Annotated in this window: 10 protein-coding genes, 1 tRNA gene and 1 pseudogene; all 12 read right to left on the reverse strand. The window is 70.3% G+C overall.

Annotation, left to right across the window (positions count from 1 at the left end; translation table 11 throughout):
- Positions 1–1,292: 1,292 nt before the first annotated feature.
- The 12 genes and pseudogenes from ABZT14_RS11180 to gnd all read right to left on the reverse strand — a co-directional run bounded on the left by ABZT14_RS11180 (position 1,293) and on the right by gnd (position 14,623).
- Entirely contained in the window at positions 1,293–1,427 is a 135-nt protein-coding gene (locus ABZT14_RS11180; RefSeq protein WP_217628745.1) for a DLW-39 family protein, read from the reverse strand.
- Between the two features lie 444 nt (positions 1,428–1,871).
- Positions 1,872–2,561, reverse strand: coding sequence for a CRISPR-associated endoribonuclease Cas6 (gene cas6, locus ABZT14_RS11185; RefSeq protein WP_356299625.1), 690 nt, complete (start codon positions 2,559–2,561; stop codon positions 1,872–1,874).
- Positions 2,562–2,601: 40 nt separating this feature from the next.
- The gene (locus ABZT14_RS11190; protein ID WP_356299627.1) at positions 2,602–2,832 is read right to left on the reverse strand and encodes a hypothetical protein; all 231 of its coding nucleotides are present in this window, start codon (positions 2,830–2,832) and stop codon (positions 2,602–2,604) included.
- Positions 2,833–3,371: 539 nt separating this feature from the next.
- A complete protein-coding gene (locus ABZT14_RS11195) occupies positions 3,372–4,547 on the reverse strand; it encodes an esterase-like activity of phytase family protein (protein WP_356300165.1) in 1,176 nt (391 codons plus the stop codon).
- Between the two features lie 387 nt (positions 4,548–4,934).
- Positions 4,935–5,714: pseudogene (locus ABZT14_RS11200) on the reverse strand (serine/threonine-protein kinase); the annotation flags it as partial.
- 472 nt (positions 5,715–6,186) lie between these two features.
- A tRNA-Ile gene (locus tag ABZT14_RS11205) sits at positions 6,187–6,260 on the reverse strand.
- 115 nt (positions 6,261–6,375) lie between these two features.
- On the reverse strand, positions 6,376–6,957 hold the full coding sequence (locus tag ABZT14_RS11210) for a DUF3566 domain-containing protein (RefSeq protein WP_356299629.1): 582 nt from the start codon (positions 6,955–6,957) through the stop codon (positions 6,376–6,378).
- 4 nt (positions 6,958–6,961) lie between these two features.
- Positions 6,962–9,613, reverse strand: a complete 2,652-nt coding sequence (gyrA, locus tag ABZT14_RS11215; RefSeq protein ID WP_356299630.1) for a DNA gyrase subunit A — start codon at positions 9,611–9,613, stop codon at positions 6,962–6,964.
- Between the two features lie 55 nt (positions 9,614–9,668).
- Positions 9,669–11,711 (reverse strand): DNA topoisomerase (ATP-hydrolyzing) subunit B, encoded by a 2,043-nt coding sequence (gene gyrB / locus ABZT14_RS11220; RefSeq protein WP_356299632.1) that lies wholly within the window; start codon positions 11,709–11,711, stop codon positions 9,669–9,671.
- A 236-nt stretch (positions 11,712–11,947) separates the two neighbouring features.
- The gene (locus ABZT14_RS11225) at positions 11,948–12,427 is read right to left on the reverse strand and encodes a DciA family protein (protein ID WP_356300168.1); all 480 of its coding nucleotides are present in this window, start codon (positions 12,425–12,427) and stop codon (positions 11,948–11,950) included.
- A gap of 110 nt (positions 12,428–12,537) precedes the next feature.
- Complete coding sequence (recF, locus tag ABZT14_RS11230; protein ID WP_356299634.1) at positions 12,538–13,704, reverse strand: DNA replication/repair protein RecF; 1,167 nt, start codon at positions 13,702–13,704, stop codon at positions 12,538–12,540.
- 40 nt (positions 13,705–13,744) lie between these two features.
- Positions 13,745–14,623: a phosphogluconate dehydrogenase (NAD(+)-dependent, decarboxylating) gene (gene gnd, locus ABZT14_RS11235; RefSeq protein ID WP_356299636.1), complete on the reverse strand. Its 879-nt coding sequence runs from the start codon at positions 14,621–14,623 to the stop codon at positions 13,745–13,747.
- Positions 14,624–14,732 lie beyond the last annotated feature (109 nt).

Here is a 14,732-nt window from a genome sequence, read left to right on the forward strand (position 1 = left end):
AGGGTGCGGGTGCGCCCGTCACTCGTGGGGAGGGCACCGTATCCCGTACCGGGCCCGTGGTACGCCGCCGTGACGGTGCTCACCCGAGGAGGGCCGGCCCGGACGGGGCACGCCCGCCGGGTACGACCGAACCCGAGCCAGGGCGGGCCCGAGACCATCAGGGCGCCCAGAGGGGCGACCAGTCCGGCGACCAGGGTGCCGGCCGCCGTGCCCAGCGGGGCGCCGACCGGGCCGGGGTCGTGGTCCGAACTCCCGCCGCCCGTCCGCCTGTTGGCGTCGCCGGCCCGGTGGTCGCCCACGCCCAGCGCCGACGCCCGGTGGTACGGGCCCGCCGTGGCCCGCCCCCCTGACGTCCGCCCACGGGGTGACGCCGGTCGCCCCGTCGCGGGCCAGCCTGACGGCGTCCACGCCGACGCTGACCGCGAGGTGGCGGTGGCCTCGTGGCGATGGCAACGATCACGACACCGGCCCACACCCCCCAGAGCCACCTTCTCCCGTTCAGCACCACGGACTTCCGCCCCTCGTCCGGCACCTCGCACCGTTTGCCTCAGCACCGTATTCATTTGCTTCGGCACACGGCAACCCCTCCACCGTCACACCCGGGCAACAACCCCGACCGCCTGGCTGCCGAGGCCACCCGGCGGCGGGCGGGGGGGGTGGGAGTTCGGGCGGGCGGGGTGTGGGAGTTCGGGCGGGCGGGGCACGTGGGGGCGTTGGGGCGTTGGGGCGCCGTGCTGTCGGGACTGCCGGGTGGGGGGCACGGGTTCGCGGGGGCGAAGGGGAGCGCCCTGGGGCCCTGGGTTGTCCGGGGGCCTTGGGTGGCGTGGGCACGCACCTGGCTCGGGGGCGAGGGCGGCGCGGTACGCGATCGCGGTACGTGCGGGCGGGTGCGCGCCCCGGGGGGCTGCGGCCGGCCGGGGCTACATGGTGTGGGCGCCCGGGTGCTCCGTGAGCCGGGGGCCGTACACGGTGGAGTGGGGGCACCTGTGGTCGGTGCGCGTGGTGGCCTCCGCGTTCCCCGTACGGGGCTCACCGCTGGGCACGTGACGAGGGGATGCGGCGGGTGATCCGTGGCCCCCTGGGCGTGACCGACCGTGCGGCAACGGCGAGGACGCGGGACTGTTCGCGGTACGGGGTCGGGGCTGGCCCTTGTACGTGCCGGCGCCCTCAACGGCGCCCCGACACGTAACGCCGGCCCCTCAGACAGGGCCCCCCTCAAGAGCCCCCATACGCCAAAAGCCCTGACCACCACAGCGGTCAGGGCCTCGGAGCCAGTGCGCTCCGTCTGAGAGTCAGACGTCGGAACCCGCGGGCACGGAGTCGGTCGCCTCCGTCCACAGATCCTGCTCGGCGCGATCCGCCTGGATCTGGCGGTACACGAGGAGCCCGCCGATGGCGGCCAGTGCGACCAGGAGAAGCTTCTTCACCGCGCTACCTCGTCCTTCTTAGACGTTGGGACCTACTTGGCGCCCGATGATACCCAACCACCGCCGCCCACAAAGCGATCGCGGCCCGGAAAACCGGAGCATTCCGGGCACTCTCCGTATCACCGCGCCCACACCCCGAAAACCCCACCACCACCAGGGACTTACGCCGTCCCGCGAAGACGCCACGAAGCCACCGCAAAGGCACCACGACGACCCCGGAACGCCGCTCCACGAGCCCCGAGCGACCACCACCAGACCCCCCCCCGCCGGCGGGCACCGCCCGCACACCCACCGGAACACCCCCAGGGTGGCCGGCGCTTCACGACCCCACCCACCGGAGCCATGCCGGGCCGGCGACCCCACGGGTGCCCCCTCACCGAGGTGGGACGGGAAGGGGCACCCCATCGGTACGGCGCGGCGGGGGTACGTCCGACGCCGAACCGGTCAACGGATCCAGCCGAACCCCTGGATCGTGTCCATCCCCAGGCCCCAGGAGCGCAGCGCCTCGACCAGCCTCGGGTCCGCCTCCACACGTACCCTCAGCCGGGCACCGACCCGGAGCGTGCCCTTGACGACCATCCGTCGACGGGGCCCCGCGGCGACCACCCCTACGTCGAGGGGCGGAGGAAGCCCCAGGAAGTCGGCCTTGCGCTCCAGGTTCTCCCTCAGGCACTCCGTGTAGCGGTCGTCGTCGGGAAGCAGATAACGCGCCCCGTCCCGCAGAACGACGGGTGTGGCCGTGATCAGTTCAAAGGTCTTCTCCGTACTGGACAAAGGCATGTCCACGGCGAATCCCTTGATCTTCAGAAGTGCGGCGCCCCAACGAATCTCCCTTCGCGCGGAAATCGCCGAAACCAGGTTGCCGGCGATCTCCGGTATCGGAGATCCCATCCAGATCGACCCGTCCTGGGAAGTGGTGTAGACCCCGTTACGGGAAGCGGCTCCCCGGAACTGGGGGATGGCGACACCCAAAGGTCCCGTTCCACCACTCCCCGGCCCGTTCTCGTGCAACGACTTGGCCAGCATCGGATCCTGGCCCGCCAGCAGCTCGTACATCACCCCACGGGCCGGACCGTGTACGTCTTCCCAGCGCAGCGTGGGCACGTCCGTCCCGACATCAACTCGAACCCTCATCCTCACCCCCGAGATAGAAGGACAAACAACTATGCCCGACTCAATCCTGTTTGACCATGTGTGGGTAGAGATTACTTTTGAATAACGGAATGTAGATAACCTTCGAGAAAGCCCGAGAAACGAAACTTTCCTCCGGTAAGCCCTTTCCCCTCTTTCCGGTGAAGCTTTCGACCAGACGACGCCCGCCCCAACTCCCCGAATCACCACGGTGAAAGATCGACTGTTCGGGCCTCTCCGCATTCACCGCGATCACGGAAATCACGAGTGCCACAGCACCCCACCGCGAAAGCGCGAGCCCACAGCGCCCCACACCCCCGTCGAAGCCAACTCCCCTTCCCCACCCACCCGTTGAGGCTCCCGGACCCGTTCGAGGCCGATCCTGGTCCCCGGCGACGAGGTACGACCCACCCGAGCCTCGCCACCAACCCCCCTGGGGACAGCGTCAGTTGAAGCCCCCGCAGCGCCCCTCAGGGGGTGCCGGCCAGCGCCCGAGACAGCCCACACCAGCCCCCCATGGCGGAGGGTTCGGGGACGGGTGGGGGTGGGAGGGTCTGGGGGGTGACCGGTACGGGCCCGTCGCCCTTGGCTCCGGGAGCGGACGGCCGGCCTCGACCAGTACGGGCACGGCCCGTATCCGCTCGGCCGGTACCGTCCACGAGACCGTGCCCGTCAGCCGTTTCCCGGCTTGCCCGACAACTCCCCTCTCCGTCGCCGAAACTCGTCGGCGACCGGTACTCCGTGGGCAAGGCGACACGTCCCGGTCCGCAACCTCGCTCTCCCGATCCCAGCCGGCGTCCTTCCGAGGAGCACTCAAAGGTCGAGGGCGACCGTGTAGAACCTCGTGTAGTTCTTGACGGGGGCCGTGTCGTCGGAGACCAGGTAGAGCACCTGCCGCCCCCGGTGTCTTCCCGTCGTCAACTTCGGCCCGAGAGCCATGCCTTCGACGTTGTGCACCAGGGGGTGCGGCCGGTTTCCCGGTGCGGGGGCTCCTTGGTCGGGACAACGGTGCAGGCTGAAGATCCACTTGCGCTCTCCGGCCCCGGCGGACGAATCAGGCGCCGAGGACGTGCCCGTCGAGCGACCGTCGCCTGCCTTGCCCGGAGAGACGCGGTGTACCCGTACCTGGTACCCCTTGCCCTTCACGTAGGCGCGTTCCAGGGCGAGGAGGTCCCCGTCGTCGGTCGTCGTGAAGTCGGTCAGCTGCGTACCAAGGCTGGGGCGATAGTCGAACTCCCGCTCCACCCTGTACCGGCCTCCGGGGCTGCCCTTGTAGTGCAGGACGCGGGCCTGTGGCCTGCTGTCACCGACGCCGCCTCGCACGGAACCCGTCTGAGCGACATAGAGGGACCTGCCGTCCTTGCTCAGGGCCATGGACTCCAGGCCGTAACCCACTCCGCCACCGTCCGTCTCCGGCACCTTGAACGTGTCCAGCAGACGGCCGCTCTTCCGGTCGAAGCGGCTCACCGACGGCTCTTGCCCCGAGGCGACGAGAACGGTCTTCCCGCCCTTCTCCGGCACCACCGCCTCGGGATCGAAGGGCCCGACGGCGCGGGACTCGTCCTTGTCGAGCCGGAGAGCGGTACTCCTGATGATCCGCGTCTCGTCCGGTTTCCCCGGGTCGCCCATTGCCAGTTCGTACAGCCGGGCGCTTCGCCCCTCGAATCCTTCCGTCGTGTCCGAGACGGCCACCGCCCGCGAGGCCCCGTCCATCGCGACGGACGACAGCCCGGACACCCGCCCGTCCAACCGGTCGGAGAAACCGAGGAGCGAGGCTCGGGCGGAACAGACGCCCGGATCGGGACTGCTGTCGGACCACCGGTGAACGAAGGGCGTCCCGACGGCCAGCGCCAGGACCGCGACGGCAGCGGTGCCCAGACGGGTCGACGGACGCCAACGAAAGCGTGAAGAGGGTGAACCTTCCACGGCGTCCGGGCTCTCGCGTAAGAAGGGCAGGAGGGAAAGCCTGCCGCGGCTCCTGTCCCGCATTGCCGGCGCGGACCCCTCACCGTTGCCCAGGGAGCCGCGCACAGACTCCTGGCCGGTGTCCCAGGCCGGGAACTCCCGCACGCCAGGCACCCCTTGAGGTCCTTCCTGGCCGGGCGGCGGGTGGGGGACGAATCGGTCGGATACCGGGGGGTGATCCGCACGTGGGGAGTGGTCCTCAGGGTCCGGTGTACGGCTGTCGGCGGGGCCGACGGCAGGGGTCTCCGGGGCCCCGGCCGTGGGCGGGGGCGACTGGGTGTGCAGACCGTTCGGTGGCGTGGCAGCGCGTAAGTGGAAGGTGTGGGCGACTGGTTCGGGCAGCCAGTGTTCCCCGCCGAGTACCTGGTGGGCGGCCGGCTGTTCGGCGGCGGTGAGCTGGGCCAGTTCGGCGAGCAGAACGGGGACCGTGGGTCGGTCCGAGGGCTCCTTCGCCAGCATCCGGCCCACCAACTCCCGCAGCTCGGCGGGCAGTTCGTCCAGTCGGGGCTCTTCGTACACGATGCGGTAACACACCGCGTCCACGGGCCCGCTACCGAAGGGACCGACCCCGGCAGCGGCGAACGCGAGCACCGCGCCCAGCGAGAAGACGTCGCTCGCCTTACCGACGACGTCGCCCACCACCTGCTCGGGCGACATGTAACCCGGACTGCCGATGCGGGCACCGGTTAGGGTCAGTTGGCTGGCGTCGCCCGCCCGCGCGATCCCGAAATCGATCAGCCGGGGGCCGTCGGTGGCGAGCAGCACGTTCGACGGTTTGAGGTCACGGTGCACGACACCGGCCGCGTGGACCGCCTCCAGCGCCTCGGCCAGTCCCGCCCCCAGCGCCAGTACATGCGCCACAGGCCACGGCCCGTGCTCCGTCACGGCACCCGTCAGCGAGCCGCCCGGCACGTAGGCGGTGGCCAGCCAGGCGGGGCTCCCCTCGGGGTCGGCGTCGATCACCGCCGCCGTGTACACCCCGTTCACCCGGCGGGCCGCCTCCACCTCGCGGGCGAACCGGCGCTGGAACTCCCTGTCCCTGGCCAGCTCGGGATGCACCACCTTCACCGCCACCCACCGGCCCCCCGGGGACCGCGCCAGATACACACGGCCCATCGCCCCGGCGCCCAGCCGCCCCAGTGTGCGGTACCGCCCTACTTCGCGTGGGTCTCCCGCCTCCAACGGCAACACCTCCACGCCCCCCTCGCACGTGCACCGGCTTCCCCCCACAGCGGTAAGCCAGTGCACCGGCCAGGGGCCAGAAGCCTCCAACCACCCCACACCGCGCACCCGTTACCGCCGCAGCTCTCCACCAGAGAGTTTAGTGGCGCCTACACCTCGTCACTGGCCCCCACCGCATACGCCCACAGGTCCACCGGCCCACCGGACACACCCCCGCCGAACCCGTCCTGGCACCCGGCCCCACCGCACCGGTCACCGAAGAACCCGGAGGAACCCGCGCGCCGGTCACGGCCCCTCGCTCCCGCCGGCCCGCCAGGGCGACGACAGTACGGGCACCGGCCCAGGGCGGTAGTTCCCAGCCTCCGGTCGCCCACCGCGACAAGCCGCCCAGGGTCTCCCGGGAGAACCCTGGCACTCCCACCACAACGAAGAGGGCGCCTCCCACCTGGGGAGACGCCCTCTTCCGTTACCTCAACTGCTGTGGGGCTAGGAGGACTTGAACCTCCGACCTCATCCTTATCAGGGATGCGCTCTAACCATCTGAGCTATAGCCCCGCGCTGCACGGAAAGGTTAGCGCACTTCGACGCGTGCCCAAAATCCGTTGGGAGCCGGCGCCAGCAGGGGAAACCGGCTGGCGCCGGGACGGCCGGACGACGGCCCGTGGTGGGCCTACTCGTCCTCGGCGAGGGTCAGCTCCACACCGCCGACGAAGCCGGCCGACAGGTTGTAGATGAAGGCGCCCAAGGTGGCCAGGGCGGTGGCCAGGACCACGTCGATGATCCCGATCACGCCCGTGAACAGCAGAACCCTGGGCAGCGACAGGAAGGACTCCAGGTCGAACCCGCTGCTGCCCTCGGAACCGGTGGCCTGGGAGACGGTGCCGCCGACGGTGGAGAAGACGCCCATGGCGTCCATGACCATCCACAGCACCGACACGGCGACCAGGGTGCAGATGCCCAGGGCGATGGACAGCAGGAAGCTGACCTTCATCACCGACCAGGGGTCGACCTTGGCCACCCGGAGCCGGGCCTTGCGGGTGCGCGGCACCGTACTCGCGCCGGTGCGGGCGACCCGTACGCCCTGGCCCTGGGTGGAGTGACCGCCGGTCTGGGGGCTCTTGGCCGGGGGCGGGGGGTAGGCGCTCGGCGGCCGGTGGGGGCCGGTGGTGCCCGGCTCGGCCGCCGGCTGGGGCTGCCGTGCCCCAGGCTGCGGCTGGGGCTGGGCCTGCGAACGCGGCTGGGCACCACTCACGCCGTTACTCCTTCTCCTCGCTCACCGGAGCGGACTGCGAAGCGTCCTGGGCTTCCGAATCCTCCGGGGCGTCGTCCGGCAGGCCGCCGACAGCGGACTCGACCACGGCCTCGACCTCCTCCGCCTCTCGGCCCTCTTCGGCGTTACGGGCGATACCCACCACCGCGTCACGCTTGCCCAGGTTGATCAGTTGGACGCCCATGGTGTCACGCCCGGTCTCCCTGACCTCGCTGACCCGCGTACGGATCACGCCGCCACTGAGCGTGATGGCGAGGATCTCGTCGCTCTCCTCCACCACCAGCGCGCCGACCAACGAACCGCGATCCTCCACGATCTTGGCCGCCTTGATGCCCAGACCGCCACGTCCCTGGACGCGGTAGTCGTCGACACCGGTGCGCTTGGCGTAACCGCCGTCGGTGGCGGTGAAGACGAACGTACCCGCCCGCACCACATTCATCGAGAGCAGTTCGTCTCCCTCACGGAAACTCATGCCCTTGACACCGGAGGTGGCGCGGCCCATCGGGCGCAGGGTGTCGTCGCCGGCGGTGAAGCGGATCGACTGGGCCTTCTTCGACACCAGCAGCAGGTCGTCCTCGGAGGACACCAGCTCGGCGCCGATGAGTTCGTCGTCCCGGCCGTCCTCCATGGACCGCAGGTTGACGGCGATGACGCCGCCGGAGCGGGGGGAGTCGTAGTCCTTGAGCGGGGTCTTCTTCACCAGGCCGGACTTGGTGGCCAGGACCAGGTACGGGGCGGCCTCGTAGTCGCGGATGGCGAGGATCTTGGCGATCTGCTCGTCGGGCTGGAAGGCCAGCAGGTTGGCCACGTGCTGGCCGCGCGCCTCCCGTCCGGCGTCGGGGAGTTCGTAGGCCTTGGCGCGGTAGACGCGGCCCTTGTTGGTGAAGAACAGCAGCCAGTGGTGGGTGGTGGACACGAAGAAGTGGTTGACGATGTCGTCTTCCTTGAGCTTCGTGCCCCGTACGCCCTTGCCGCCGCGCTTCTGGGCGCGGTAGTCCACGGTCTTGGTGCGCTTGACGTAGCCGCCACGGGTGATGGTGACGACGATGTCCTCTTCGGCGATCAGGTCCTCGATGGACATGTCGCCCTCGAAGGGCACCAGTTGGCTGCGCCGGTCCTCGCCGAACTTCTCGACGATGGCGGCGAGTTCCTCGGAGATGATGCCGCGCTGCCGCACCTCGGAGGCGAGGATCTGGTTGTACTCGTTGATCTTCGCCTGGAGGTCGTCGTGCTCGGCGGTGATCTTCTGCCGCTCCAGGGCGGCCAGCCTCCGCAGCTGCATCTCCAGGATGGCGTTGGCCTGCACCTCGTCGATGGTCAGCAGGTCCATCAGCCCGGTACGGGCCACGTCGACGGTGTCGCTGCGCCGGATCAGCGCGATGACCTCGTCGATGGCGTCCAGCGCCTTCAGCAGGCCGCGCAGGATGTGGGCGCGCTCCTCGGCCTTGCGCAGGCGGTACTGCGTACGGCGGACGACCACGTCGACCTGGTGGGCCACCCACTGGCGTACGAAGGCGTCCAGGGACAGGGTGCGGGGGACGCCCTCGACCAGGGCCAGCATGTTGGCGCCGAAGTTGGTCTGCAGGTCGGTGTGCTTGTACAGGTTGTTGAGGACGACCTTCGCCACCGCGTCCCGCTTCAGCACGATCACCAGGCGCTGGCCGGTACGGGAGGAGGTCTCGTCCCGTACGTCGGCGATGCCCCCGACCCTGCCGTCCTTCACCAGGTCGGCGATCTTCAGGGCGAGGTTGTCCGGGTTGACCTGGTAGGGGAGTTCGGTGACCACCAGGCACTGGCGGCCCTGGATCTCCTCGACCTCCACCACGGCCCGCATGGTGATGGAGCCCCGGCCGGTGCGGTACGCCTCCTCGATGCCCTTGCGGCCCACCACCAGGGCGCCGGTGGGGAAGTCCGGGCCCTTGATGCGCTCCATCAGGGCGTCCAGGAGTTCCTCCTGGGTGGCGTCCGGGTGCTCCAGGTACCACTGGGCACCGGACGCCACCTCGCGCAGGTTGTGCGGGGGGATGTTGGTGGCCATGCCGACCGCGATGCCCGCGCTGCCGTTGATCAGCAGGTTGGGGATACGGGAGGGCAGGACGACCGGTTCCTGGTTACGGCCGTCGTAGTTGTCCTGGAAGTCGACGGTCTCCTCGTCGATGTCCCGGAGCATCTCCATGGCCAGCGGGGCCATCTTGCACTCGGTGTACCGCATGGCCGCGGCCGGGTCGTTGCCCGGGGAGCCGAAGTTGCCGTTGGAGTCGACCAGCGGCATCCGCATCGACCAGTGCTGGGCCAGTCGTACGAGGGCGTCGTAGATGGAGGTGTCACCGTGGGGGTGGTAGGTGCCCATCACGTCGCCCACCACGCGGGCGCACTTGTAGAACCCCTTCTCGGGGCGGTATCCACCGTCGTACATCGCGTACAGCACCCGACGGTGCACCGGCTTGAGGCCGTCGCGGATGTCGGGCAGGGCACGGGAGACGATCACGCTCATCGCGTAGTCGAGGTAGGAGCGTTGCATCTCCGTCTCGAGGCTCACCGGCTCCACGCGCATCGCGGCACCCTCCAGGACGGTGGTGCCCTCCTCGGGCGGCAGGTCGGGGGTGCTGTCGGGTGCGGGGATGTTCTCGTCGGCCATCGCTGGTCAGGTCCTTTTTGTGTGTACGGCGCGGTCGGTGGGGCCGACGTGTCGTTCAGATGTCGAGGAAGCGGACGTCCTTGGCGTTGCGCTGGATGAAGGAGCGGCGGGCCTCGACGTCCTCGCCCATCAGGATCGAGAACAGGTCGTCGGCCGCGGCGGCGTCGTCCAGGGTCACCTGACGCAGCACCCGGTGGTCGCTGTCCATGGTGGTGATGCGGAGTTCCTCGGCGTTCATCTCGCCGAGGCCCTTGAAGCGCTGGATGGAGTCGTCCCTGATGCGCTTGCCCTGTTCCCGGCCGAGCCGGATCAGGCTGTCGCGCTCGCGGTCGGAGTAGGCGTACTGGTGCTCCTCCCGACCCCACTTGATCTTGTACAGCGGGGGCTGGGAGAGGAACACGTGGCCGGCCTCCACCAGGGGGCGCATGAAGCGGAACAGCAGCGTCAGCAGCAGGGTGTTGATGTGCTGGCCGTCCACGTCAGCGTCCGCCATCAAGATGATCTTGTGGTAGCGGAGCTTGGAGATGTCGAAGTCCTCGTGGATGCCGGTGCCGAACGCGGAGATCAGCGCCTGCACCTCCTGGTTCTGGAGGACCTTGTCGATACGGGCCTTCTCCACGTTGAGGATCTTGCCCCGGATCGGGAGGATCGCCTGGTACTGCGGGTTACGGCCGGACTTGGCGGAGCCGCCGGCCGAGTCGCCCTCCACGATGAAGATCTCGCACTTGACCGGGTCGTTGGACTGGCAGTCGCTCAGCTTGCCCGGCAGCGAGGCGGTCTCCAGCAGGCCCTTGCGCCGGGTCAGGTCACGCGCCTTACGCGCGGCCACCCGGGCGGTGGCCGCCTGGATGCCCTTGCGGATGATGTCCGCGGCCTCGTTGGGGTTGCGGTCCAGCCAGTCGGTGAGGTGCTCGTGGACGACCTTCTGCACGAAGGTCTTGGCCTCGGTGTTGCCCAGCTTGGTCTTGGTCTGGCCCTCGAACTGCGGCTCGCCCAGCTTGACCGAGATGATGGCCGTCAGCCCCTCCCGGATGTCCTCGCCGGTGAGGTTGTCGTCCTTCTCCCGCAGCAGCCGCTTGTCCCTGGCGTACCGATTCACCAGTCCGGTCAGCGCGGCCCGGAACCCCTCCTCGTGGGTGCCGCCCTCGTGGGTGTGGATGGTGTTGGCGAAGGAGTACACGCCCTCGCTGTACTGGTTGTTCCACTGCATCGCGACCTCGACCGACAGCAGCCGCTCGGGGTCCTCCGCCTGCACGTCGATGACCGTGGGGTGGACCAGCTCGCCCTTGCGGGAGTTGAGGTAGCGCACGAAATCGGAGATACCGCCCTCGTAGTGGTACCGGACGGCGTTCTGGTTGCCCTCCTCGTCCACGTGCTCGGCGCGCTCGTCACGCAGGGAGATGGTCAGGCCCCGGTTGAGGAACGCCATCTCCTGGAAACGCCGGGCCAGGGTCTCGAAGGAGTAGTCCGTGGTCTCGAAGATGTCGCCGTCGGCCCAGAAGGTGACCGTGGTGCCGGTCTCCTCGGTGGCCTCGTTCTTCGCCAACGGGGCGGTGGGGACGCCCAGTTTGTAGTCCTGGGTCCAGCGGTAGCCGTCGGTCCTGACGTCCACCGACAGCTTCTGGGACAGGGCGTTGACCACCGACACACCCACACCGTGCAGACCGCCGGAGACCGCGTACCCGCCGCCGCCGAACTTGCCGCCGGCGTGCAGCACCGTGAGCACCACCTCGACGGCCGGCTTGCCCTCCGAGGACACGATGCCGACCGGGATGCCACGGCCGTTGTCCACCACCCGCACCCCGCCGTCCTCCAGCAGGGTCACCTCGATGGTGTCCGCGTGACCGGCCAGGGCCTCGTCGACGGAGTTGTCGACGACCTCGTACACGAGGTGATGAAGGCCACGTTCACCGGTGGACCCGATGTACATACCCGGTCGCTTACGGACCGCGTCCAGTCCCTCCAGGACGGTGATGGCACTCGCGTCGTACGACGGCTCCCCCGGCCCCGGCACGGGGACGGCGAGATCGGTCTCGGACGGACTGTTTGCGTGGGGGTTGCCGGAATCGGCCACGAAGCGCCCTTTCTGGCACAGCACATGCCGACCCCCGGGTGAGGGGGAACGGCTGCGTCGTTCGACAAGTTCCGCAACGAAGCGCGGGTGCGGTCAGTCTACCGGTAGGTCCGACCAGAGGGGGCGTTTGCGGGTACCTGAGTTCGCATGTGCCGCCCAAAGTCCCACGCCGGCGCATCCCCATATGTGGGACGGGGATACAGGAGCTTCACAACGGCGCACAGCGCTTTGACGCGTCCACCCTGCGCAACCGCCCCGACTCATCCGTAGGTGTCCCCCGGGCCCCGGCTCCCGGGCGCCCGCAACGGGCCGAAACGCTGCTCCGGCCCCCGGGGCCCCCGCACCTTGATCATCCGTACGGTGCCCTGCCCCAGGTCCTCGTTGAGCCGGGCCACCAGGCGCGGGGCCAACAGCCTCAGCTGGGTCGCCCAGGCCGTGGAGTCGCACCGCACCAGCAGGCTCCGCTCCTCCTCGTCGAACCGCTCCGGCTCGCAGTGCTGCGCCACCTGTGGTCCGACCATCTGGGGCCACCGCCCCATCACGCCTCCGACCGCCGCCGGGGTCTCCCAACCGCGTTCGGTGATCAGCCCGTTGACGGCGGCGCCCAGGGGCAGCGGGTCCCGGCCGTCCCGGCGCGCGCCCGAACGCAGGGTGCCCCGTCGGGCCTCGCGGCGCTGTTGCCGTTCGGCTCCACGTTGCCGCGCCTGCTCCTTCGCCGCCCGCAGGGCCACCCGCGCCAGGTCGGCGCCGGAGGGCGGAGACGACGGGGCCGTCGGGGCCGGATCGGGGGCGTCCGGCGTACCCGATCCGGCCGGCTCCGCCGCGCTCGGGGGCTTCGCCTCGTCCTCGCTCACGTCGGGGTCACCTCCCCGTCGGCCACCGAGAAACGGTCACCGGACAACAGTGCGGGCACGTCCTCGGCCACCGCCGCCGTGACCAGCACCTGCTCGCCCTCGGCCACCAGGCGGGCCAGCCGGTCCCTGCGCGCCGCGTCCAACTCGGCGAAGACGTCGTCCAGTACGAGTACCGGCTCGCCCCCGGCCCCGCCCCCCTCGGACCTCAGCAGGTCGTACGAGGCCAGCCGCAGGGCCAGGGCGCAGGACCAGGACTCCCCGTGGCTGGCGTACCCCTTGGCCGGCATCCCGCCCAGCGACACCAGCAGCTCGTCACGGTGCGGGCCCACCAGGGTCACCCCGCGTTCCACCTCGCGGGGCCGTGCCTCGGCCAGCCCCGCCAGCAGCGCCCGGACCAGGTCCTCACGCCCCGGTCCGGCCGGGGCGTGACTCTCGGCGCCCTCGCCGCCCTCGCCGGCCACCGAGGAGCGGTACTCCAGGCCGACCGGCCCACCACCGGGGGCCAGCTCCCCGTACGCCTTCTCCACCAGGGGGCGCAGCGCGGACACCAGTTCCAGTCGGCAGGCCCACAACTCGGCGCCGGCTCGGGCCAGGTGCTCGTCCCACACGTCCAGGGTGGACAGGTCCACCGAGCGACCGCCGTGCCGCCTGGCCATGGCCGCCGTGCGCAGCAGGGAGCCGCGCTGTTTGAGCACCCGGTCGTAGTCCTGGCGCACCGCCGCGACCCGGGGGGCGCGGGAGACCACCAACTCGTCCAGGAAGCGCCGGCGTTCGGCCGGGTCGCCCTTGATCAGCGCCAGGTCCTCGGGGGCGAACAGCACGCTGCGCACCAGTCCGAGCACGTCGCGGGGGCGGGACTGGGCGGAGCGGTTGATCCGGGCGCGGTTGGCCCGCCCCGGGTTCACCTCCAGCTCCACCAGCTGTTCCCGTTCGCCGGAGCGCACCGCCGCGCGGATCACCGCGCGGTCGGCGCCCATCCGCACCAGGGGGGCGTCCGAGGAGACCCGGTGGCTGCCGAGGGTGGCCAGATAGCCGACGGCCTCCACCAGGTTGGTCTTGCCCTGGCCGTTGGGGCCGACGAACACCGAGACCCCGGGGCGCAGCGGCACCTCCACCCGCTGGTAGGAGCGGAAGTCCGCCAACGACAGATGAGCTACGTGCATGACGACCGGCTGTGCGCCACCAACCTCCCCCTACCGTGGGCTACTTGGACCGCTCCACCGCGTGGCCACCGAACTGGTTGCGCAACGCGGCGATCATCTTCATCTGCGGGGAGTCCTCCTGGCGCGAGGAGAAGCGGGCGAACAGGGAGGCGGTGATGGCCGGCAGGGGTACGGCGTGGTCGATCGCCGCCTCCACCGTCCAGCGGCCCTCGCCCGAGTCGGCGGCGTATCCCCGCAGTTCGTTGAGGTGCTCGTCGTCGTCCAGGGCGTTGACGGCCAGGTCCAGCAGCCAGGAGCGGATCACCGTGCCCTCCTGCCAGGAGCGGAACACCTCGCGTACGTCGGTGACCTCGTCGGCCGCCTCCAGCAGCTCCCAGCCCTCGGCGAAGGACTGCATCATGGCGTACTCGATGCCGTTGTGGACCATCTTGGCGAAGTGCCCGGCGCCGACCTTGCCGGCGTGCACCGAGCCGTACTCGCCCTCGGGCTTGAGCGCCTCGAAGATCGGCCGGACCCGGTCCACGTGCTGGGCGTCGCCGCCGTACATCAGCGCGTAGCCGTTCTCCAGGCCCCAGACACCGCCGGAGACCCCGCAGTCGACGAAGCCGACGCCTCGCTGGGCGAGCTGTTCGGCGTGCCGTTTGTCGTCGGTCCAGCGGGAGTTGCCGCCGTCCACCACCACGTCGCCCTCGGACAGCAGCTCCGCCAGCTCGTCCACGGTCGACTGGGTCGCCTCGCCGGCCGGGACCATCACCCACACCACCCGGGGGGCGGCCAGGCGGTCCACCAGCTCCGACAGGCTGTGGACGTCGGAGACCTTCTCGTCCCGGTCGTATCCGATGACGGTGTGGCCTCCGCGGCGGATGCGCTCGCGCATGTTGCCGCCCATCCGGCCGAGACCGATAAGACCGAGCTCCATCTGTGGGCCTTTCTCCCGTGGTTCCACGTCCGTACGCGGCCGTCCACCAGCCCACGAGTCGGGCCGGCGGGCTGGTCCGGCCGCCCGGCCGAGCCTACGCCCCACGGGT

The sequence above is a fragment of the Streptomyces sp. NPDC005438 genome (assembly GCF_040606315.1).
Taxonomy (GTDB): domain Bacteria; phylum Actinomycetota; class Actinomycetes; order Streptomycetales; family Streptomycetaceae; genus Streptomyces.

What these genes read in the sequence shown, in the direction of transcription:
- cas6 (WP_356299625.1), bottom strand. Translation starts at nt 2,561, where the DNA reads ATGAGGGTTCGAGTTGATGTCGGGACGGACGTGCCCACGCTGCGCTGG.
- ABZT14_RS11195 (WP_356300165.1), bottom strand. Translation starts at nt 4,547, where the DNA reads ATGCGGGACAGGAGCCGCGGCAGGCTTTCCCTCCTGCCCTTCTTACGC.
- gyrA (WP_356299630.1), bottom strand. Translation starts at nt 9,613, where the DNA reads ATGGCCGACGAGAACATCCCCGCACCCGACAGCACCCCCGACCTGCCG.
- recF (WP_356299634.1), bottom strand. Translation starts at nt 13,704, where the DNA reads ATGCACGTAGCTCATCTGTCGTTGGCGGACTTCCGCTCCTACCAGCGG.
- gnd (WP_356299636.1), bottom strand. Translation starts at nt 14,623, where the DNA reads ATGGAGCTCGGTCTTATCGGTCTCGGCCGGATGGGCGGCAACATGCGC.